This window comes from Streptomyces sp. NPDC001450 (genome assembly GCF_053597295.1).
Window position 1 is genome coordinate 127,063 of sequence record NZ_JBSFHY010000015.1, and the last position, 21,000, is coordinate 148,062.

General features: G+C 71.8%; 21 protein-coding genes and 1 pseudogene. 8 read left to right on the top strand and 14 right to left on the bottom strand.

From position 1 onward, the window contains the following. Positions 1 to 29 precede the first annotated feature (29 nt). From araD to ACWC5O_RS18810, 7 genes are all read right to left on the bottom strand, one after another. Positions 30 to 1,760: an L-arabinonate dehydratase gene (araD, locus tag ACWC5O_RS18780; RefSeq protein ID WP_450588456.1), complete on the bottom strand. Its 1,731-nt coding sequence runs from the start codon at positions 1,758 to 1,760 to the stop codon at positions 30 to 32. Continuing rightward, entirely contained in the window at positions 1,748 to 2,659 is a 912-nt protein-coding gene (locus tag ACWC5O_RS18785; RefSeq protein WP_450588458.1) for a dihydrodipicolinate synthase family protein, read from the bottom strand. Before ACWC5O_RS18785 ends, araD begins: the two co-directional genes overlap by 13 nt. After that, positions 2,656 to 3,321 carry a GntR family transcriptional regulator gene (locus tag ACWC5O_RS18790; protein WP_450588460.1) on the bottom strand — a complete coding sequence of 222 codons (666 nt, stop codon included), beginning with the start codon at positions 3,319 to 3,321 and terminating at the stop codon, positions 2,656 to 2,658. The genes ACWC5O_RS18785 and ACWC5O_RS18790 overlap by 4 nt, the downstream gene beginning before the upstream one ends. A gap of 190 nt (positions 3,322 to 3,511) precedes the next feature. Beyond that, a complete protein-coding gene (locus ACWC5O_RS18795) occupies positions 3,512 to 4,273 on the bottom strand; it encodes an MBL fold metallo-hydrolase (RefSeq protein ID WP_450588462.1) in 762 nt (253 codons plus the stop codon). Between the two features lie 36 nt (positions 4,274 to 4,309). After that, complete coding sequence (locus ACWC5O_RS18800; protein ID WP_450588463.1) at positions 4,310 to 4,834, bottom strand: DUF6368 family protein; 525 nt, start codon at positions 4,832 to 4,834, stop codon at positions 4,310 to 4,312. Between the two features lie 36 nt (positions 4,835 to 4,870). Beyond that, on the bottom strand, positions 4,871 to 5,152 hold the full coding sequence (locus ACWC5O_RS18805) for a hypothetical protein (protein ID WP_450588465.1): 282 nt from the start codon (positions 5,150 to 5,152) through the stop codon (positions 4,871 to 4,873). A gap of 11 nt (positions 5,153 to 5,163) precedes the next feature. After that, complete coding sequence (locus tag ACWC5O_RS18810) at positions 5,164 to 5,469, bottom strand: antibiotic biosynthesis monooxygenase (RefSeq protein ID WP_450588467.1); 306 nt, start codon at positions 5,467 to 5,469, stop codon at positions 5,164 to 5,166. Between the two features lie 91 nt (positions 5,470 to 5,560). On the opposite strand from ACWC5O_RS18810, the pseudogene ACWC5O_RS18815 reads away from it, so the two are divergent. Beyond that, a pseudogene (locus tag ACWC5O_RS18815) lies at positions 5,561 to 6,226 on the top strand (MFS transporter); the annotation flags it as partial. Here ACWC5O_RS18815 and ACWC5O_RS18820 read toward each other — a convergent pair. After that, positions 6,163 to 7,326 carry a hypothetical protein gene (locus ACWC5O_RS18820; protein ID WP_450588468.1) on the bottom strand — a complete coding sequence of 388 codons (1,164 nt, stop codon included), beginning with the start codon at positions 7,324 to 7,326 and terminating at the stop codon, positions 6,163 to 6,165. The pseudogene ACWC5O_RS18815 and the gene ACWC5O_RS18820 sit on opposite strands and share 64 nt — an antisense overlap. Next, positions 7,323 to 8,273 carry a 5-dehydro-4-deoxyglucarate dehydratase gene (locus tag ACWC5O_RS18825; RefSeq protein ID WP_450588470.1) on the bottom strand — a complete coding sequence of 317 codons (951 nt, stop codon included), beginning with the start codon at positions 8,271 to 8,273 and terminating at the stop codon, positions 7,323 to 7,325. The genes ACWC5O_RS18820 and ACWC5O_RS18825 overlap by 4 nt, the downstream gene beginning before the upstream one ends. 222 nt (positions 8,274 to 8,495) lie before the next feature. On the opposite strand from ACWC5O_RS18825, the gene ACWC5O_RS18830 reads away from it, so the two are divergent. The 7 genes from ACWC5O_RS18830 to ACWC5O_RS18860 all read left to right on the top strand — a co-directional run bounded on the left by ACWC5O_RS18830 (position 8,496) and on the right by ACWC5O_RS18860 (position 15,867). Continuing rightward, positions 8,496 to 9,320 (top strand): NAD-dependent epimerase/dehydratase family protein, encoded by an 825-nt coding sequence (locus ACWC5O_RS18830; protein WP_450588472.1) that lies wholly within the window; start codon positions 8,496 to 8,498, stop codon positions 9,318 to 9,320. A gap of 285 nt (positions 9,321 to 9,605) precedes the next feature. Next, positions 9,606 to 10,376, top strand: coding sequence for a DeoR/GlpR family DNA-binding transcription regulator (locus tag ACWC5O_RS18835; RefSeq protein ID WP_450588474.1), 771 nt, complete (start codon positions 9,606 to 9,608; stop codon positions 10,374 to 10,376). Between the two features lie 77 nt (positions 10,377 to 10,453). After that, entirely contained in the window at positions 10,454 to 11,827 is a 1,374-nt protein-coding gene (locus tag ACWC5O_RS18840) for an ABC transporter substrate-binding protein (protein ID WP_450588475.1), read from the top strand. Continuing rightward, positions 11,824 to 12,765 (top strand): carbohydrate ABC transporter permease, encoded by a 942-nt coding sequence (locus ACWC5O_RS18845; protein WP_450588477.1) that lies wholly within the window; start codon positions 11,824 to 11,826, stop codon positions 12,763 to 12,765. Before ACWC5O_RS18840 ends, ACWC5O_RS18845 begins: the two co-directional genes overlap by 4 nt. After that, on the top strand, positions 12,762 to 13,607 hold the full coding sequence (locus tag ACWC5O_RS18850) for a carbohydrate ABC transporter permease (protein WP_450588479.1): 846 nt from the start codon (positions 12,762 to 12,764) through the stop codon (positions 13,605 to 13,607). Before ACWC5O_RS18845 ends, ACWC5O_RS18850 begins: the two co-directional genes overlap by 4 nt. After that, positions 13,604 to 14,593: a zinc-dependent alcohol dehydrogenase family protein gene (locus ACWC5O_RS18855; RefSeq protein WP_450588481.1), complete on the top strand. Its 990-nt coding sequence runs from the start codon at positions 13,604 to 13,606 to the stop codon at positions 14,591 to 14,593. Before ACWC5O_RS18850 ends, ACWC5O_RS18855 begins: the two co-directional genes overlap by 4 nt. Before the next feature lie 95 nt (positions 14,594 to 14,688). Beyond that, positions 14,689 to 15,867 carry a TerD family protein gene (locus ACWC5O_RS18860; protein WP_450588483.1) on the top strand — a complete coding sequence of 393 codons (1,179 nt, stop codon included), beginning with the start codon at positions 14,689 to 14,691 and terminating at the stop codon, positions 15,865 to 15,867. 54 nt (positions 15,868 to 15,921) lie between these two features. Here ACWC5O_RS18860 and ACWC5O_RS18865 read toward each other — a convergent pair whose 3' ends face one another. From ACWC5O_RS18865 to ACWC5O_RS18885, 5 genes are all read right to left on the bottom strand, one after another. Then, positions 15,922 to 16,500: a TetR/AcrR family transcriptional regulator gene (locus ACWC5O_RS18865; protein ID WP_450588485.1), complete on the bottom strand. Its 579-nt coding sequence runs from the start codon at positions 16,498 to 16,500 to the stop codon at positions 15,922 to 15,924. 73 nt (positions 16,501 to 16,573) lie between these two features. Then, a complete protein-coding gene (locus ACWC5O_RS18870; RefSeq protein WP_450588487.1) occupies positions 16,574 to 17,212 on the bottom strand; it encodes a 2'-5' RNA ligase family protein in 639 nt (212 codons plus the stop codon). Positions 17,213 to 17,281: 69 nt separating this feature from the next. Beyond that, positions 17,282 to 18,289: a 1-aminocyclopropane-1-carboxylate deaminase gene (locus tag ACWC5O_RS18875; protein WP_450588488.1), complete on the bottom strand. Its 1,008-nt coding sequence runs from the start codon at positions 18,287 to 18,289 to the stop codon at positions 17,282 to 17,284. A gap of 13 nt (positions 18,290 to 18,302) precedes the next feature. After that, positions 18,303 to 18,947, bottom strand: a complete 645-nt coding sequence (locus ACWC5O_RS18880; RefSeq protein ID WP_450588490.1) for a GntR family transcriptional regulator — start codon at positions 18,945 to 18,947, stop codon at positions 18,303 to 18,305. Positions 18,948 to 19,040: 93 nt separating this feature from the next. After that, positions 19,041 to 20,621: a TROVE domain-containing protein gene (locus tag ACWC5O_RS18885; protein WP_450588492.1), complete on the bottom strand. Its 1,581-nt coding sequence runs from the start codon at positions 20,619 to 20,621 to the stop codon at positions 19,041 to 19,043. Between the last annotated feature and the right edge of the window lie 379 nt (positions 20,622 to 21,000).

Sequence of the window (21,000 nt, forward strand, 5' to 3'; positions counted from 1 at the left end):
GAAGCGCTTCACCAGAGGGGGTGCGGGGGTCAGCCGGCGTACGGGTCCGGCACCTTGCCCGGGCGGGCCAGGAACTCGAAGTCGCAGCCGGTGTCGGCCTGGGTGATCTGTTCGTTGCAGAGGGCGCCGTAGCCGCGCTCGTAACGGGCGGGCGGCGGTGTCCACTCGGCCCGCCTGCGCTCCAGCTCCTCGTCGTCCACGTGGAGACGGAGGGCGCGTGCCTCGACGTCCAGGGTGATGAGGTCCCCGGTCCGCACCAGCGCCAGCGGGCCGCCGACGTACGACTCCGGTGCCACGTGCAGCACGCAGGTGCCGTAACTCGTGCCGCTCATCCGGGCGTCGGAGATCCGCACCATGTCCCGCACGCCCTGCTCGAGCAGGTGGTCCGGGATCGGGAGCATGCCGTACTCGGGCATGCCCGGGCCGCCCTTGGGGCCGGCGTTCCGCAGCACGAGCACGCTGTCGGCGGTGATGCCGAGGGACGGGTCGTTGATGGTGCGCTGCATCGTCCTGTAGTCGTCGAAGACGACGGCGGGGCCGGTGTGCTGGAGCAGGTGCGGCTCGGCGGCGATGTGCTTGATGACGGCGCCGTCGGGGCAGAGGTTGCCGCGCAGCACCGCGACCCCGCCCTCGCCCGCGACCGGGTTGTCGCGGGGGCGGATGACGTCGTCGTCGTGCACCTGCGCGCCGTCCAGTTGCTCGCGCAGGGTGTCGTACGACACCGTCGGGCGGTCGAGGTGGAGCAGGTCGGGGATCCGGGAGAGGAAGCCGGGCAGGCCGCCCGCGAAGTGGAAGTCCTCCATGAGGTGGCGCTGCCCGCCGGGGCGGACGTCGGCCAGGACCGGGACCGTGCGGGCGATGCGGTCGAAGTCGTCGAGCGTCAGCTTCACTCCGGCCCGGCCCGCCATGGCGATCAGATGGATCACGGCGTTGGTGGAGCCGCCGAGGCCGAGGACGGTGGTGACGGCGTCCGCGAAGGCCTCCCGGGTGAGGATCTCGCTCAGCCTGCGGTCCTTGTGGACCAGTTCGACGATCGTCAGGCCCGCCCTGGCGGCCATCCGGTCGTGTCCGGAGTCCACTGCCGGGATGCTGGACGCGCCGGGCACGGTGACGCCGAGCGCCTCGGCGGCCGCGGTCAGCGTGGACGCCGTACCCATGGTCATGCAGTGGCCGGGCGAGCGGGCCAGTCCGCTCTCCAGCTCGGCCATCTCGCAGTCGCCGATCAGGCCGGCCCGCTTGTCGTCCCAGTACTTCCACATGTCGGTGCCGGAGCCGAGGACCTCACCCCGCCAGTGGCCGGGGAGCATGGGCCCGGCCGGCACGAAGACGGTGGGCAGGTCCACCGAGGCCGCGCCCATCAGCAGGGCGGGCGTGGACTTGTCGCAGCCGCCCATCAGGACGGCGCCGTCGACCGGGTACGACCGCAGCAGCTCCTCGGTCTCCATCGCGAGCAGGTTGCGGTAGAGCATCGGGGTCGGCTTCTGGAAGGTCTCGCTGAGCGTGGAGACCGGGAACTCGAGCGGGAAGCCCCCGGCCTGCCAGACCCCGCGCTTCACGGCCTGCGCCCGGTCCCGCAGATGCACATGGCAGGGGTTGATGTCCGACCAGGTGTTGAGGATCGCGATGACCGGCTTGCCCAGGTGCTCCTCGGGCAGGTAGCCGAGCTGGCGGGTACGGGCACGGTGGCTGAAGGAGCGCAGGCCGTCGGTGCCGTACCACTGGTGGCTTCTCAGTTCGTGCGGCTGCTTCACATCGACCATCCGGCGGCGATGGCGGCGACCTCGGCACGCTCGTCCTCGGGCAGCCGCCTGCTCGGCGGGCGGACGTCCCGGCGGCACAGGCCGAGCGCCGCGAGGGCCTCCTTGACGACGGTGACGTTGTTGGCGGAGCCGTGGGCGGCGCGCAGTTCCTCGAAGCGGCGGATCTGCTCCCAGACCTTCATGGCGGCCGGGTAGTCGCCGGATCGAAGCGCTTCGATCATGTTCAGCGAAACGGCCGGGGCGACGTTCACGAGCCCCGAGGTGAAGCCGGTGGCGCCTGCGGAGAAGTAGGAGGGTGCGTACGGTTCGGCGAGGCCGGCCACCCAGACGAAGCGGTCCAGGCCCGCGTCCCGCGCGAAGGCCGCGAAGCGTGCGGCGTCCGGGACGGCGTACTTCACGCCGATGACGTTGGGACAGTGGTCGGCGAGTTCGGCGAGACGGGCGCCGGGCAGCTGCGCGTTGCGGATGTAGGGGACCACGCCCAGTTCGGGCACGGACTCGGCGATGGCGCGGTGGTAGTCGACCCAGCCGGCCGCCGAGACGTACGGATGGACGGGCTGGTGGACCATCACCATCCGCGCGCCCAGTGCGCGGGCGTGCCGGGCGGAGGCGGTCGCGGTGGGCAGGTCGTGGCCGACGCCGACCAGGATCACGGCGCGGTCGCCGGCCTCGTCGACGGTCAGCTCGGTGACCAGGCGGCGCTCTTCGGGGGTGAGGGCGTAGAACTCGCCGGTGTTGCCGTTCGGGGTGAGCGTTCTGATCCCGCCGTCGAGCAGGCGACGCAGCAGGGCCCGGTGGGTGTCCTGCGCGACGCAGCCGTCCTCGGCGAAGGGGGTCACCGGGATGGCCACCACGTCGGCCAGGGCCGCCCGTTGGGTCTCGAACGTCACGCTGCTCATTGATGACCTTCCGCTGGGTGGGGCTCGGTGTCCGAGGGGAAAGCGCGCCGTACGAACGAGGCGATGTGGGAGTGCAGGGCGCTCGCGGCGCCGTCCGCGTCGCCGTCCAGCGCGAGCCGCAGGATCTCCCGGTGCTCGGCGGCCTCCCGCTCCCAGGAGGGGTCGGTCGCCCAGGCCACGGCGGAGACGAGGGCGGCCTGGTCGCGGACCTCGTCCAGCATCCGGCCGAGCAGCGGGTTGCCGCACGGCAGGTAGAGGGCACGGTGGAACTCCCGGTTGGCCAGGGAGCGTTCGGCGGTGTCGGTGGCGGCGTCGGCCCGGGTGAGCGCGTCGCGGGCGGCGTCGAGGCGGGCCCCGCGCTTCACCGCGCGCTTGAGCGCTTCCGGCTCCAGCAGCAGCCGCACGTCGTAGACCTCACGTGCCATGTCCGCGTCCACCATGCGCACCGTGACGCCCTTGTACTGGTTCATCACGACGAGACCGGTCCCGGCGAGGGTCTTCAGCGCCTCCCGCACCGGGGTCTTCGACACCCCGAACTGCGCGGCCAGCTCCGTCTCGACCAGGGCCTGGCCGGGCGTCAACCGGCCGGTCAGGATGCGGTGTTTGATCGCGTCCAGCACGTATTGCGTGCGGGACGGGATCGGGGTGGGCACAGAGGTCATGCGGCCCTCTCGGATCTCACATATCGCGTCTCATATATGACGTACGAAGTACGACGCGTTGAAGGTAGGGAGGCGCCCGTGATTCGTCAATGCTTCTGACAAAGGAAGTCGGGGCTGACGGCTTCTGACAAAGGAAGTCGGGGCTGACGGGTGGGCGGGTCGAGAAATGCGGCCGCTGGGGCGCGCCGGCTCAGACGGTGCGGGTGTCGCCCTCGACGGCGGTGTACGTGGGCCGGCCGGAGACCGCGGCGGCTCGCTCGGTGGCCGCCTCACGGGTGAGCGTGGGGCCGACGTGGGTGACGAGCAGCTCGCGTACGTGCGCGTCCCGGGCGATCCGGCCGGCTTCCTCGGGCGTCAGATGGACCGGCCGGAGGTGTTCGCCGACGCGATGCTCGTCGATGTCCGCCTCGCACAGGAACAGGTCGGCGCGGGAGGCGAGTTCGGTGAGCGCGGGGCAGGCTCCGCTGTCTCCCGAGTACGCCAGGACGCTGCCCTGGGACTCGGCGCGCAGCCCGTACGCCTCGGTGTCGTGGGCGACGGCGCGGGTGGTCAGGCGGAGGTTCCAGTGCCGGACGTCGTGGCCGTCGTACAGGCCCCGGAAGTCGAAGACGCCCTTCAGGAACTCGATGTCCGGGCGGCCGAAGAAGCCGGCCAGCCGGCGCGCGCAGTCCTTGGGCGCGTACACGGGGATCGGCGCGTGCGGGGTCATGGCGCCGAAGGCGAAGGCGTAGGCGGCGGCGAGCAGGTCGGCGCTGTGGTCGGCGTGCAGATGCGAGATCCAGATCGCGGTGAGCCGGGCGGGATCCGTGTGCCGCTGCAACGCGGCGAACGTACCGGGCCCCGCGTCCACCCACACCTCGGCGCCGCCGCCGGACACCAGATAGCCGGAGCAGGGCCGGTCGGGGCCCGGGTGCGGCGAGGCGGTACCGAGGACGGTCAGGGTGAGCGGCATGGCAGGAGAGTACGACGCGTTACGCCCGGCTCCTGCTCATTTCACCAAGTGGAACCCGGGGTGGCGCAGCCAGGCGGCGAGGAACTCGGCGTCGCCGACGTGGCGGACCCAGCGCTCGCCGTCCCCCGTGTCGTAGGACACCTCGCGCAGGGTGCCCGGGAAGGGCGAGGGTCCCTCGAAGAGCATCCCGTCGAAGTCGATCGTCGCGTCCAGGCGCCGGGCCAGGGTGAGGGCGAGACGGCCGAGGGCGCGGTGGTTAGGCCGGCCCGAGGAACCGGCGGACAGGACGATCCCGTGCGCGGGCGGACATGGGAAGGCCGCATAGTCCTCGTCGTCGGCGGGGATCTGCTCGTCCACCCCCAGGGTGAAGCAGCCTGTGCTCTCGACGTCCGCCTGCTCCAGCCCGAGCGGGCGGGCGTCCGCGATCCGGAAGTCGGCGTGTCCGTCGCCGGTGGGCCGGACGGGATCGCAGAAGGTCTCCAGCCAGGGCAGCAGACCGGCCACGACCTCCTGGGCGCCGCGCCCCTCGTCGAACAGCCACAGTCCCACGACCGGCCCCATGACGCCCCCGCTCTCCGCCCGGACCGGGGATCGTACTCAGACCTCCATCACGGCATCGCAGTCGGGACAGACCACGGACGCGTACTCGGCGGGGTACCAAGGCGCCCCGGGCTGCTCGGAGGGCTTCCACCGAGCCGGCTCCATGGCGAAGGTGTCCTTGCCGCACAGTGTCCGGGGTCCGGCGGCGTCCGGCCTGCCCGGGGCGGTGGGCACCGCGTGCACCCGGCGCGGGAGCCGCTCCGCGTCGGGCGGGCCGTGCGGGGAGGTGCGTGCGGCCGCCGGAGGGTCGAGCTCGTACACGACGACGATCTCGCTCATGTCAGCCGCGTTCACCCGTGGCCGACGCCGGGGAGGGTGAGTTCACGGCCGCGGTAGAAGCTCTCGCTCTCCGAGACGACGTACGGGGCCATGGCCGCCCGCCGCTGCGCCTCCGGGTCGGAGGACCGCCACGCGTCGCACGACTCCTGGGTGTCCCAGAACGACACGCCGGTGATCTCCTGCCCGTCCTCGGACCAGTACGCGTAGGCGCGGTGCAGGCCCGGCGGGGCGGGGGCCGGGCGCCATGCCCGCTCGAACTCCTCCAACATGCCCGGCTGAAGGCGGCGCGTCGTCACCCACACGTAGTGCTCCTGCATGGCGGCTTCCTCCGTTGTACGCGTTCGGCCCGCCCCCTCTCAGGTCACCGTAGGGCCGATGCGCCGCTTCCGCCGCCCGGAGATCGCCGGGCGCATCCCCGAGGAACGGCCCGTCCGCCCGGACGACGGCCGGTGGCGGCAGACCGCTGTGGGCGTCCGCCATCTGTGGGGGCACCCGGGGCTGCGTCCGCTGGTCCGGGCGGCCGGTTCGACGATGCTCCTCGCCTCGCTGGGCAGCACCACGGTGTACGCCGTCGTGGACCGCCTCGGGCACTCCCCCGCCTATGCGGGTGTGCTGTACGCCGTCCAGGGTGCGGGCTCGGTGGCGGTCGGGCCGGTCTCCGGGCCGGCGCTGCGGCGGCTGGGCGGGCGCCGGTTCGCGGCGGCCGGGATCGCGCTGACGGCGGCCGGGGTGGCCGCGCGGGCCGTGCCGTCGGATCCGGTGGCCCTGGCGGCCGGGGCCGCCGTCGGCCTCGGTCTGCCCTGCGTGCTGATCGCCGCGCTCACCGCCGTGCAGCGCGAGACCCCGGGTCGGCTGCTGGGCCGGGCGACCGCCACCGCCCACACACTGATGTTCACGCCGAACGTGGTCGGACTGACCGTCGGGGCCGGCCTGGTCGAACTGGCCGGCTCCGGGCTGCTGCTGCCCCTGTACGGCCTGGCGCTGCTCCTGACGGCCGCCGCGCTCGCGGCTCAGCGCGCGGCGAGCGCCTCGCGCACCGCCACGAGGTCCCCGTCCGACGCCAACCCCGCGTGATACAGCCGCAGTTCCGTCGCACCCCGGGCACGCGCGCGTGCCGCGTCGGCCGCGAGGGTGCCGGGGCTGCCGCCCATCCCGGAGACCACCGTGAAGTTGGCGGCCAGCACCGTCCCCTCGCGCGCCCGCTCGGCGAAGGGCGCCAGCAGGTCCGTACCGCCCGTGCACGGCACCACCACGCCGTCCGCGACGGAGAGGATGTGCGCGGGGTCGACGCCGGCGTTGGCGCCGCAGTGGTACGGCACCGGGTCCGCGTGCAGCAGGACCTGGAAGCCGTCGGGTGCGGCGGCGCGTACGGCGGTGACGGCCTGCTCCTGGAGGGTGCGGGCGGTGGAGTCGCGCCACGCGCGCGTGGCGGCCGCGGTGTCCTTACCGAGGAGCTTCTCGACCGTCGGCCAGCCCCCGTCGTCGGCCGCGCCCCGCCACAGCGGCTCCAGGGCGTCCCGTACGGCGCCCGCCAACCCGTCGGCGTCCAGTCCCTGTTCGCCGTACCCGGCGAGGCAGACGGGGCAGAAGCAGAGCGCCATCAAGTACTGCCCGGCGTCCCCGAGGCCGACCCCGGCGGTCTTGTCGTGGGCGTGCAGGTGCTGGAGCCCGTACCAGCCGAGGGACTCCAGTTCGGTGCCGTGCGCGCCGGGGCGCACGGCCGCCTCGGCGGCCAGGTCGACCAGGTACACGCGCGTGGCGGGCTGGGCGATGCAGGGGGCCCACGGGTAGCGGTCGCCGTAGGCGTTGACGACCGAGGTGTCCGGATGCTCGGCGCCCAGGCGGGAGTTGTGCGCGAGGACCACCCAGGTGTGCACGTCGAGCCCGGCCGCGGCGAGCGCCTCGGCGGCCTCTCCGTAGGCGTCTGCGGGGGCCCAGCGCCCGGCGGTGTAGGGCCGCAGGCCGCGGCCGGCCCAGCGGTCGCCGACCGGGTACAGGGCGGCCGCGTACTCGGCGGTGACGATGCGGTGGCGCGGGTGGCGCGGGGTCAGGGCGCGGGTGGAGTGGTAGGCGGACGCGAGCGTCACCTGACGTACGCCGAGCGCGGCGATGCGGGCGGGGGCGCCGGGGTCGCCGTTGACGTCCCAGGGGTAGACGAACACCGACGCCTTCACGCGTCTTCCTCCAGCAGCGCGTAGCCACGCTCGATGAGCTGAGCGAGCTGCTTGACATGGTCCTCGCCGGGCTCGTCCAGCGGGGGCCGGACCTCGCCCACGTCCAGGCCGCGCAGCCGTACGCCCGCCTTGACGAGCGAGACGGCGTAGCCACGCCCCTGGGCGCGCAGCTCGACGAACGGGCGGTAGAAGCCGTCCAGGAGGCGGCGCACGGTGTCCCGGTCGCCCGTCCGAAGGGCCCGGTGGAAGGCGAGGGCGATCTCGGGGGCGAAGCAGAAGACGGCAGAGGAGTACAGGGTGATGCCGAGGGCCTGGTAGGCGAGCTGGGTCTGCTCGGCGGTGGGCAGGCCGTTGAAGTACAGGAAGTCGCCGGGGACCTCGGTGCGCACGGCGCTGACGATGCGCTGCATCAGGTCCAGGTCGCCGAGGCCGTCCTTGAGGCCGATGACGCCGTCGGTGCGGGCCAGCTCGACCACGGTGTGCGGGGTGAAGACGGCGTTGTCGCGCTGGTAGACGATCACCGGCAGGGCGGTGGCGGCGGCGACCTCGCGGTAGTGCCGCAGCAGGCCCTCCTGGCCGGCCAGCACGAGGTAGGGCGGCATGGCGAGGAGCCCGTCGGCGCCCGCGTCCTCGGCGAGACGGGCGTAGCGGACGGCGAGCGCGGTGCCGTAGCCGGCGCCCGCGATGACCGGGACGCGGCCCTCGGCCGCCTCGACGGCCGCCCGGACGCAGGCCTCGAACTCCTCCGGCAGCAGCGCGTGGAACTCCCCGGTGCCGCAGCAGGCGAACACGGCGGCGGCGCCGGCCGCGACGCCCCGGCGCACATGGGTGCGGTAGACGTGGAGATCGATGGGGGCGCCGGAGCCGTCCGGGCCGTAGGCCGTGACGGGGAAGAACAGCGGCCCGCTCGGGTCGCGGAGCCGGGCGGCGAGAGGGGCAGGCGTCACGGGCGCTCCCTGTCGGTGCACGTTTCTGATCGGTGTCCATATTTCTGAACAACTTCACGCTACGGGCCCGTCTTGGCGCGGGTCAAGCGGGCAAACCCGCGACACAGCGACGGATTTCCCCACTCCACGGCACACTTGACTAGATCCGTCGCCGCTCCCTAGCGTGTCCACGAATGTGAATCCCGTCCATGCATGCGGCCGCTGTCGCCAAGGAGACCGAGGATGCCCGCTCCCCGCACCGTGCTGCTCACCGGCGCCGCCGGCGGGCTCGGCACCCTGATGCGATCCCTGTTGCCGGAGTACGGCTACACGCTGCGCCTGCTCGACGTGCGCCCCGTCGAGGACGCGCCGGACGCCATCACCGCGGACCTCACCGACAAGGAGGCGCTGCGCGAGGCGGTGCGGGGCGTGGACGCGATCCTGCACCTCGCGGGCATCTCCCTGGAAGCGCCCTTCGAGAAGATCCTGAAGTCGAACATCGAGGGCACCTACAACCTGTACGAGGCCGCCCGCCTCGAAGGTGTGCCGCGGATCGTCTTCGCCTCCTCCAACCACGCCGTCGGCTTCACCCCGGCCCCCCGCCCGGGCACACCTCTCGGTTCAAGAGTGCTGATCCCGATCGACACCCCGCGCCGCCCCGACACCTTCTACGGACTGTCCAAGTCCTTCGGCGAGGACCTCGCCCAGCTCTACTGGGACCGGCACGGCCTGGAGACCGTCTCCGTGCGCATCGGCTCCTGCTTCCCGGAGCCGACCAGCGTGCGCATGCTCTCGGTCTGGATGAGCCCGGCCGACGGCGCCCGCCTCTTCCACGCCGCGCTCACCGCCGAGGAGGTCGGCCACACCGTGGTCTACGGCTCCTCGGCGAACACCCGCCTCTGGTGGGACCTCACGACCGCACGGTCACTCGGCTACGAGCCGCAGGACGACTCGGAGCCGTACGCCGAGAAGCTGATCGCCGAGCAGGGCGAACTGGACCCGGAGAACCCGGCCCACAGCCACCTGGGCGGGCACTTCGTGAGCGATCCGCCCCTCTGGCCGTACTGAGCCTCCGGCGGGACCGGATATCCGGGCGAGGCGGCGGAAAACCATCGCTCATCGCGGCGGGCGGGCACCGAACGGGCCCGCCCGCCGTCGCGTTCGGGCATCCGGGCCGCCCGCTCCCACCCCTCGCCCGGCAGCCGCGCAGGTCCGAGGCGGGCACACCGCTTCGCAAACGGGCACACACGGGCAGTATCGAGCCCGCAACAGACCTGGTCAGCGCCGCACACCCGCTGTAGAACTTCCCCCATGGGCCCGAACGGGCAGCTCCACAGGGAAGTGGGTGACGACATGAGCACGAGGACGGCGGAAGAACGCCAGCGCGAGATCGTGCTGGCCGCGCGCACCACGGGCTCGGTCGACGTCACCGCACTCGCCGCCCGGCTGGGCGTGGCCAAGGAGACCATCCGGCGCGACCTGCGCGCCCTGGAGGACCACGGGCTGGTCCGTCGCACCCACGGCGGCGCCTACCCGGTCGAGAGCGCCGGCTTCGAGACGACACTCGCCTTCCGCGCCACCAGCCACGTCCCCGAGAAGCGCCGGATCGCGGCCGCCGCGGCCGAGCTGCTGGGGGATGCGGAGACGGTCTTCGTCGACGAGGGCTTCACCCCGCAGCTCATCGCCGAGGCCCTGCCGACGGACCGGCCGCTGACCGTGGTCACCGCGTCCCTGCCCGTCGCGGGCGCCCTCGCCGAGGCCGGCAACATGTCGGTCCTGCTCCTCGGCGGACGGGTCCGCGCCGGCACCCTGGCGACCGTCGACCACTGGACGACCAGGATGCTGTCCGGCTTCGTGGTCGACCTCGCCTTCATCGGCGCCAACGGCATCTCCCGCGAACACGGCCTGACCACCCCCGACCCCGCCGTCAGCGAGGTCAAGGCCCAGGCCATGCGCGCCGCGCGCAGGACCGTCTTCGCCGGCGTGCACACCAAGTTCGGAGCGGTCAGCTTCTGCCGGTTCGCCGAGGTCGGCGCGCTGGAAGCGATCGTGACGAGCACACTGCTTCCGGCAGCCGAGGCCCACCGCTACTCCCTGCTGGGCCCGCAGGTCATCCGGGTCTGAAGAACCGAACACAGCCCCCAGGGGCACATCCATGCCCAAATGTGCCCGTTATCTCCCCATACGTCCAGGAGCACTCCATGCGAACCCAGAGCCGCCGAACGCCCCGCGCCCTGTTTGCCGTGGCCGCCGCAGGAACGCTGATCACTCCACTGCTCGCCGGCTGCTCGGGCGCCGGCGGCGCCGGCGGCGGGTCCTCCGCCCACTCCATCAACGTCCTGATGGTGAACAACCCGCAGATGGTGGAGTTGCAGAAGCTCACCGCCGACAACTTCACCAAGGACACCGGGATCAAGGTGAACTTCACCGTCCTGCCGGAGAACGACGTCAGAGACAAGATCAGCCAGGACTTCGCCAACCAGGCGGGCCAGTACGACGTCGCCACGCTCAGCAACTACGAGATCCCGATCTACGCCAAGAACGGCTGGCTCCACCCGGTCGACTCGTACGTCAAGAGCGACACCGCCTTCGACCAGCAGGACATCCTCGCCCCGATGCGGCAGGCCCTCACCGCCGCGGACGGCAAGCTCTACGGCGAGCCCTTCTACGGCGAGTCCTCCTTCCTGATGTACCGCAAGGACGTCTTCCGGAAGAAGGGCCTGACCATGCCGGCCAAGCCCACCTGGAAGCAGGTCGCCGACCTGGCCGCCAAGGCGGACGGCGCCGAGTCCGGGATGAAGGGCATCTGTCTGCGCGGGCTGCCCGGCTGGGGCGAGGTGATGGCTCCGCTGACAACCGTCGTCAACACCTTCGGCGGCACCTGGTTCGACAAGGACTGGAAGGCACGGGTGGACTCCCCGGAGTTCAAGCAGGCCACGCAGTTCTACGTCGACCTGGTCCGTAAGCACGGCGAGTCCGGCGCCGCGCAGTCCGGCTTCGCCGAGTGCCTGAACGACATGACGCAGGGCAAGACGGCCATGTGGTACGACGCCACGTCCGGCGCGGGTTCGCTGGAGGCCTCCGGTTCCCCGGTCAAGGGCAAGATCGGCTACGTCCAGGCCCCGGTCGAGAAGACCGACAGCTCCGGCTGGCTCTACACCTGGGCGTGGGGCATCCAGAAGGCGTCCAAGAACCCCGACGACGCCTGGAAGTTCATCTCGTGGGCGTCCGGCAAGGGCTACGAGAACCTCGTCGGCAAGACGGCGGGCTGGTCCGACGTGCCCGCCGGCAAGCGTTCTTCGACGTACGACATCCCGGAGTACCGCAAGGAGGCGGCCGCCTTCGCGGACGTCACCCGGAACGCCATAGCCGGTGCCAAGCCGAACGACCCGGGTGTGCAGCCCCGTCCCGCGCCCGGCATCCAGTTCGTCGGCATCCCCGAGTTCACCGACCTGGGCACCAAGGTCTCCCAGGAGATCAGCTCCGCCGTCGCCGGCCAGAAGTCCGTCGACAGCGCGCTGCACAAGTCGCAGCAGCTCGCCGAGGCCGTCGCCAAGAAGTACGAGGGATCATGACCGTCACAACCTCCTCCGCCCGAGTCGCCACCGCCACCGCGCGGCCGGCGACCCGGCCGCCGAGCCGTCTGCGAGCGTGGGCCGTCCGGGCCCCTCTGCTGCCCGCCCTGATCTTCATGATCGCGGTGACCCAGCTGCCGTTCGTGGCGACCGTGGTGATCTCGTTCTTCCACTGGAACGCCCTCTATCCAAAGGCCCGTCACTTCGCCGGCGTCGACAACTACCGCCAGGTCCTGACCGACCCGGACCTGCGCCACTCGGTGTGGACGACGGTCCTGCTGACGGTCACGGTGGTCCTGGTCAGCCTGGTCCTCGGCCTCGGAACAGCGTTGCTGCTCAACCGGAGGTTCCGGGGCCGCAGCCTGGTCCGCACCCTGCTGATCGCCCCGTTCCTGCTGGTCCCGGTCGCCGCGGCCCTGCTGTGGAAGCACGTGCTCTACAACCCCGAATACGGCCTGTTCAACGGGTTGTTGCACTATGTGGGCGGCCCCCAGCCGGACTGGATCTCGAACACCCCGCTGCTCGCGGTCGAGGCCGCGCTGATCTGGCAGTGGACGCCGTTCATGATGCTGATCCTGCTGGCGGGACTGCAGAGCCGCGACTCCGAGCAGATCGAGGCGGCTCGGGTGGACGGCGCGAGCGACTGGCAGATCTTCCGCCACCTCACGCTCCCGCATCTGCGCCGCTACCTCGAACTGGGCGCCCTGCTGGGCTCGATCTACATCGTCCAGAACTTCGACGCGGTCTTCACGATCACCTCCGGCGGCCTGGGCACCGCGAACCTTCCCTACACCGTCTATCAGAGCTTCTACCAGGCCCATGAGAACGGCCTCGCCTCGGCGGCCGGAGTCCTGGTCGTCATCGGCTCGATCGTCATCGCGACCTTCGCCCTGCGCGTGGTGTCGTCCCTGTTCCGCGAGGAGGTGTCCCGCCCATGAGCGCAGTCGCCGTACACACCCGCAGTCGCCGCGCAGTGGGCCTGGGCCTGCTGGCCTGGCTGGTCGGTCTGCTGTTCTTCCTGCCCATCGCCTGGATGGTCCTGACCTCGTTCCACTCGGAGGCCGACGCCGCCACGAATCCCCCGTCCTTCGCTGCGGCCCTGACCCTGGACGGCTACCGCGACTTCTTCGGCATCGGCGGGGGCGCAAGCCCCTGGCCGGCGCTGATCAACTCGACCATGGCATCGGCGGCCTCGACGCTGTTCGTGCTCCTGCTGGCCTTCCCGGCGGCCTACGCGCTCTCCATCCGCCCGGTGAAGAAGTGGACGGACGTCCTGTTCTTCTTCCTGTCCACCAAGATGCTGCCGGTGGTGGCGGGCCTGCTGCCCATCTACCTGTTCGCCAAGAACACCGGGATGCTCGACAACATCTGGCTGCTCGTCATCCTCTACACCTCCATGAACCTGCCGATCGCGGTGTGGATGATGCAGTCCTTCCTCGCCGAGGTCCCGGTGGCGGTGATCGAGGCGGCGCAGATCGACGGCGCCCGGCTGCCGACGATCCTCGCCCGCGTGGTGGCCCCCATCGCCCTGCCCGGCATCGCCGCCACCGCCCTGATCTGCTTCATCTTCAGCTGGAACGAACTGCTCTTCGCCCGGGTCCTGACGGGCGTGGTCGCCGAGACCGCCCCCGTCTTCCTGACCGGCTTCATCACCAGCCAGGGCCTGTTCCTGGCGAAGGTGTGCGCCGCGTCGCTCGTCATCTCCCTGCCGGTGCTCGCCGCGGGGTTCGCCGCCCAGGACAAGCTGGTCCAGGGCCTGTCGTTGGGAGCCGTGAAATGAAGGCCGCCGTCATCGAGTCCGTGGGCCGCGCCGTCGTCACCGAGGTCCCGGACCCGACGCCAGGGCCCCGCGAGGTCGTCGTCGAGGTCGCCGCCTGCGGCCTGTGCGGCACCGACCTGCACATCCTCCAGGGCGAGTTCGCACCCAAGCTGCCGATCGTCCCCGGGCACGAGTTCGCGGGCGAGGTGGTCGGCGTCGGCACCCAGGTGACGGAAATCGCCGTCGGCGACCGCGTGGCCGTGGACCCCTCCCTCTACTGCTACGAGTGCCGCTACTGCCGTACCGGCCACAACAACCTGTGCGAGCGCTGGGCGGCGATCGGCGTGACGACGGCGGGCGGTGCGGCCCGGTACGCGGTGGCGCCGGTGGCGAACTGCGTGAAGCTCCCCGAACACGTCCGCACCCAGGACGCGGCCCTCGTGGAACCCCTGTCCTGCGCGGTACGCGGCTACGACGTCCTCCGCGCCCGCCTCGGCGCCCACGTCCTGATCTACGGCTCCGGGACCATGGGCCTGATGATGCTGGAACTGGCCAAGCGCACCGGCGCGGCGAGCGTGGACGTCGTGGACCTCAACCCGTCCCGTCTGGAGACGGCCCGCCGCCTCGGCGTCTCGGCGTCCGCCGCAGGCGCGGACGAACTGGACCGCCCGCAGGGCTGGGACGTGGTCGTCGACGCGACCGGCAACGCGGCGGCGATCCAGGACGGCCTGGACCGGGTGGCGAAGGCGGGCACGTTCCTGCAGTTCGGGGTGGCCGACTACGCGACGCGCGTGACGATCGATCCGTACCGCATATACAACCAGGAGATCACCATCACCGGTTCGATGGCGGTCCTGCACAGCTTCGAACGGGCCGCGGAACTGTTCGCGAACGGGGTGCTGGACCCGGAGGTGTTCATCAGCGACCGGATCCCGCTGGAGCGGTACCCCGAGGCGCTGGAACAGTTCGCGGCGGGCGTGGGGCGGAAGATAGTGGTGGTGCCGTAGCGGGTGGACGAGGTCGTCACCGCGAACCGAGCAGGCTGTTGCCCGGGTAAGGGAACGGTAAAGCACCCCCGCGCGTTACCTCAGGCATGACAGCTATGACCCCAGGCTCGAACATCTCCCTGTCGGCCGCCCGTGTGACGGTGGACGTCTCCGCACCGGTGCGGCTCGACGTGTCGGGCCTGCTGCTCACCGGCGACGGCAAGGTGCGCTCCGACGACGACTTCATCTTCTACAACCAGCCGGCCGGGCCGGGCGTGACGTACACGTCCGGCGGTGGCGCGGCGCCCGACGCGATCACGGTCGACACCGGCGCCGTGCCGCCGGACATCGAGAAGATCGTGGTCACAGCCAGCCCGGACGCGGCAGGCCAGACCTTCCAGGGCATCGAGCCGACGGCCACGATCCGGGACGCGGACGGCGGCTCGGTCCTGGCCACGTTCACGCCGCCGCAGCTCGGCACGGAGACGGCACTGGTGATCGTGGAGATCTACCGCCGCAACGGCCAGTGGAAGGCCCGCGCCGTCGGCCAGGGGTACGCCAACGGCCTGGCCGGCATCGCGACGGACTTCGGCGTGACGGTGGAGGAGCCCGCCGCGGCGCCGGCGGCAGCACCGGCCCCACCGCCGGCGCCCGCCGCGCAGGCACCGGTCGCACCGCCCGTTCCCGCCGCACCGCCCGCCCCGGTGCCCGGCGCCGGGAAGATCAACCTGGACAAGGGCCGGGTCAGCCTCCAGAAGAACCAGACCGTGTCCCTGGTCAAGGGCGGCCGCCCGCTGCTCTCCGTGGTGCAGATGGGCCTCGGCTGGGAGCCCGCGTTCCGCAGCAGGGACATCGACCTGGACGCCTCGGTCATCGCCTACGGCCCGCAGCGCAACGCCGTCGACAGCTGCTACTTCGGCAAGCTGACGATCCTGAACGGCGCGATCAGACACTCGGGTGACAACCTCACCGGCGAGGGCGGGGGTGACGACGAGGTGATCACCGTCGACCTCGGCCGCCTCCCCCAGGAGGTCACCGGCCTGGTCTTCACGGTCAACTCCTTCTCCGGCCAGAAGTTCACGGAGGTCGCCAAGGCCTACTGCCGCCTGGTGGACGCGGCCACGGGAGAGGAGCTGGTCCGCTTCGACCTGACCAACGCCGAGCCGCAGACGGGCGTCATGATGGCCAAGCTCATCCGCCAGTTCTCCGGCGAGTGGGACATGACGGCGATGGGCGAGTTCGTGAAGGCACGCACGGTACGGAACATGGTCGAGCCGGGGGCTCGGGCCCTGTAAGCCGTCGTACGACACAGCCATCGGCGCCCCCGTCGGTCAGGGGGCGCCCGGTTGTCAGGCCTCCCCGCGCGGGCGCAGTCCCTCCGTGAGCAGGGACAGGTAGCGCCGTATCTGCTGCCCCTGCCCGCTCGCCAGCTCCGAAGCCGTAGCCACGCCATGCGCCAGCCGCAGCACCTCGATCGGCTCGACATCCCCGCGCAGGCTGCCCTCCCGCTGTGCCGCCCCCACCAGCCGCCGCGCCGCCTCCTGCAGATGCGTGCCGCAGGCCGTGGCCGCGACGGAGCTGCCGTCGGTGACGGCCGAGCCCAGGAGCGTCTTCATGCCGCGTACCTGGATCGTCCCGACGCACACCTCGTTGAGCCACTCCATCAGCGCCTCGCCCGGCGGAAGGTCCGCGGCGAACGCGCCGGCCCGGGCCGCCATGGCCTGGATCCGGTCCACGTACGCGGCCTCCAGCAGCGCCTGCCGGGTCGGGAAGTGCCGGTAGAGCGTGCCGGAGCCGACGCCGGCGCGCTTGGCGATGTCGTCCAGCGACGCGTTCTCCCCATGCTCGGCGAAGGCTTCGGCCGCCACCTTCAGCAACCGCTCGTGGTTGCGCCGAGCGTCCGCACGCATGGGTCTGACCGGCGTCATCCAGATGCTCCTTGCCAACCGGGGATCCTCTTCGCAGCTTATCGAGCACCACGAAAGGCTCATCGCCGAGCGGTCAGTGCCCCTCCGGTGGCTCGTACCCGCCCGTGGCCGGGTCCGGCCCGGAATTGCGGCGTACCTCGCCGGTGCCCAGGCCGATCGTGGCGCGCGTTTGCATGGGGCCGTCACCGCGGCGGGAGAGCACTTCGATCTCGGCCACGCGCGCGTGCAGCACGTCGAGCCGGGCGGCGCAGTCGGCCGCGAGGACGCGCGGCACGTGGGTGCGCCCGAGCGAGAGGTGCGGGGTGAAGCGCGGGAAGCGCTCCGCGCAGTACGGGAAGGGCTCCGCGAGCGCGCGCTGAAGCTCCGTCCAGGGCGCGGCGCCGTCGGCCGCGGGGTCGAGCCACACCGTGGCGTAGGACCGGTGGCGGAAGAAGCGGACCCCGCTGAGGCGGATGTCGAAGGGCTCGCACCCGGCGGCCGCGGCGGCCAGCAACGGGAGCGCCGCCGGGAAGTCCTCCTCCGGTACGAAGCCGAAGACCAGGTTCACATGGGGCGGCCAGCGGCGGATCTGCGGGTCGTGCTCGACTCGGATGCGCTGGATGGCGGGCCACAGTCCGGCCGGTGGAAGCCAGGCCACGGCGGTCCGGGGCGTCGGGGCCGACTCCAGGCGGCCAAGGGCGCCGCCCGGGCCGGGCGTCGGGGGGCAGGGCACACCGCCATCATCACCCTGCCCGCCGAAGGCCGCTGCCCGGCCACGCCCAGGCCGTCGTCCACGTACCGCCTAGAACAGCGCGCTGTAGGCGTTGAGCGCGGGCTGCCCGCCCAGGTGGGCGTAGAGCACCGTCGAGTCGGCGCCGATCTCGCCGCGCCGGACGAGGTCGACGAGCCCGGCCATGGACTTGCCCTCGTAGACGGGGTCGGTGACCATGCCCTCGGTCCGCGCGGCGAGCCGCATCGCGTCCAGGGTGGACTCGTCCGGGATGCCGTACGTCCCCGCGTGATATCGCTCGTCCAGCTCGACCGTCAACTCGCCCTTGACTCCGATGAGTCGGCCGGTGGCATGGGCGATCCGGGAGATCTGCCCGCGGGTGCGGGCGGGCTCGGCCGAGGCGTCGATGCCGAGCACCCGGCGCGGCCGCCCGCCCGCCTCCTCCAGGGCCCGGAAGCCGGCGATCATGCCCGCCTGGGTCGAGCCGGTGACCGAGCACACGATCACCGTGTCGAAGAAGACGCCCAACTCCTGCTCCTGCTCGGCGACTTCATAGGCCCAGCGGGCGAAGCCGAGGCCGCCGAGCGGGTGGTCGGAGGCACCGGCGGGAATGGCGTACGGCTTCCCGCCCGCCTCCTCCACGTCCCTCAGTGCCTGCTCCCAGCTCTCCTTGAACCCGATCCCGAACCCGGCCCGCACCAGCCGTACCTCGGCCCCGGCGAGCCGGCTGATCAGGATGTTGCCCACCTTGTCGTACACGGAGTCCGGCCACTCCACCCAGCTCTCCTGCACCAGTACGCACTTGAGTCCGGCGCGGGCCGCGACGGCGGCGACCTGGCGGGTGTGGTTGGACTGCACCCCGCCGATCGAGACGAGCGTGTCGCAGCCCTGCGCGAGCGCGTCGGCGACCAGGTACTCCAGCTTGCGGGTCTTGTTCCCGCCGTAGGCGATCCCGGAGTTGCAGTCCTCCCGCTTGGCCCACAGGGCGGCGCCGCCGAGGTGGGCGGTCAGGCGCTCCAGGGGGTGCACGGGCGAAGGGCCGAAGAGCAGCGGGTAGCGGGCGTAGGAAGACAGGGACACGGGACCTCCAGGTTCAGTCGGGGTCGGCCAGGTCTGCGAGGGTGCGCCAGATGTCCGCCGTGACCCGGACCGCGCCGTCCACGTCACCGTCGGCGCAGGCCTCGATCAGCCGCTCGTGCAGCCCGGCGGAGCGGCACGAGCCGCCCTCGCCGAAGCGCTGCCGTTCCAGACGGCGGATGAGCGGGGTGTAGCGGGCGACGGTCGCGGCGGCGGCGCGGTTGCCGCTCACCCGGACCAGGACGTCGTGCAGCTCGTCGTCGGCACGCAGGGCCTCGTCCACGTCACCGGTGCCTACCGCGGTGGCGAACCGGTCGTTGGCCGCGCGCATCCGGTCGAGGTCCGCCGGGCCCAGCCTGGGTACGGCGACCCGGGTGACCAGTTCGTGCATGGCCCCGACCACCGCCGCCGCGTCCCGTACGTCGGCGGCGACGAGCGGGGTGACCCGCGTGTAGCTCTGTGGCTTGCTCTCCAGCAGCCCCTCGTCCACGAGCCGCGCGAAGGCCTCGCGCACCGGCGCCCGGGACAGTCCGAGCCGCTCGGCGAGGTCGGCGTCGCGCACCACCGCGCCGGGCTCGATCTCCCCGGCCACGATGGCGTCCCGGATCGCCGCGTAGGCGCGGTCCCGGAGCAGGGTGCGGGGCACGGGTCGTAGCGTCACAACTGAAATGTTAGATATCAATGCCGGGAACAGGCAAGGGTGTGGCCCGCACCCCCGGTGGAAGTGCGGGCCACGGTCAGGGCCGGCCGACGGTCAGGCCTCCCACGGCCAGCGGGAGTCACGGGCGTCCTCCAGCAGGGACACCATCCGGAAGGCCGAGTCCGAGAGGCCGCCGAAGGTGTGCCTGTTGCCCGTGCCCGACGGTCCGTGGCCCGCCCGGTAGCCCTCCAGGTTCCAGGTGTAGACCGGGACGCGGGACGGGATCTGGGCGGTCGGGTCGCCGTGCTGGTGCGGCGCGTACTGCTCGTCGGTGACGATCAGCACCCGGTCGTGCTTCTTGTAGTGCCGGCGTACCGCCTCGGTGGTGTCGGTGCCGCCGAGGTCGCCGAAGCGCTCCAGGATCTTCAGCACCGACTCGCCCTTGCGGAACTCCACCTTCGCGCTGGTCGAGCCGAACTCGACGAGGTCGGCGTCCGCCGCCCGCAGCGCGAGTGCGGTGCCGAAGATCGCCGCCGCGTCGGCCCGGGTGAGCTGGGCGCGCTCGGACACCTGCGACCAGAACATCGAGCCCGACCGGTCGACCAGCACCAGCGTCCGGCCCGGCAGCGCGGGCACGTTGGCCAGCGAGTGACCGAGCGCCTGCTCCAGCGGGTACGCCCAGCGCAGCGAGGGCGCGTGCCGGTAGGCGGCCAGGTAGCGGAAGGGGAACTGCCGCGAGCGTGCCACCTGCTGCGGGTCGCTGATCTTCGCCGCGACCTGGGCGGCGACCTCGTCCGAGACCCCCGCCTCGTCGAAGTTCCGCAGGTTGCGGACCAGCGCCATCGCGCCCATCGACGGGATCACGGCCTCCCAGGCCGCCTTGTCCATCGGGCCCTGCAGCCAGCCGGCCAGCGCCTCCCAGGTGATCCCGGCCGCCGCCAGCCGCTCGGCGCCGCCGGGCGCGGTGACGACCGCCCGCCGCTGCTCGACGGGCAGCGCCATCAGCTCGCGGTGCGCGGTGAGCACCGGGCTCGACGCGGGCGGCACGGCGGTGTCCGGGTTGTGCCGCCGGTCGAGCGCGTACCGGAACAGGTCGCCCTGCCACGGCTTGTCCGCGTCCGGCGCCGCGTGCACCAGGTTGAGGATGTCGCCGAAGCGGTAGCCCTTGGACGCGGTGTCGTACTTGAGCAGCGACTTGGCGTGGTACATCCGTCGTACCGCGTCGGCGACACCGCGCTTGACGGGCTTGGGGATGGCGCGGCCGTACGTCGCCGTCCAGTAGGCGAGCAGCTCACCGGGCTCGTCCGGGCGCTGCAGCACGGATGCCACGACCTGCCGGTTGGACGGACCGTCGGTGGCGCCCGCGGTCAGCCGGGCGTGCACGTACTCGGCGGCGCCCACGATCGAGGCCGTCCGCATGTTGCCCGCACCGCGCAGCCAGCCGAGCAGGCCGGCCGTCCACTCCGGGTCGCTGACGGCGAGGTCGCGGAGCAGTCGGGTGAACCGGTCGTCGCGGTCCTCGGCGTTCTCGTAGAAGGTGTCCCCGAGGAGGTGCGATACCGCCAGCAGGAAAAGCTCCGAGCGCGGCTCGCGCTCCTGGCCCCGGCCGCCCTCGTAGGTCCGCAGGATGCGGCCCGTCGACGTCACCGCCGACTTCAGCTGCGCCTTGGCGGCACGCGTGTTGAATCGCGCCATGGTGAATTCCCCCGAATTCGTTCGTGTTTCGGAGGGAGGCACAGCAAATGGAGGGTGTCCGAGATCGGGAGTCGGCGACGGACTTTAGTCAGATGCTCTGTCCGTTGAGCTACATCGACCCGAAGTCGATGACGGGAGTCGAACCCGCAACCCTCTGATCCCAATGAAGTAACCGCTGCCTGCGCACCGGACACCCACCATGTGCTGCGCCTCCCGAGATCAATTCGGCGGCGGTCGTGGATTCTCTTTGCAAAAGAAGTAACCGCAGCCTGCGCACCGGGAGGTGCATGAAGTTTTCGGTGTCCAGAGATCGAGGCCGGCGGAACCGACGGTTGGTGCTCTGACCCCTGAGCTACACCGGCCCGTAGAGCCGGTGGCG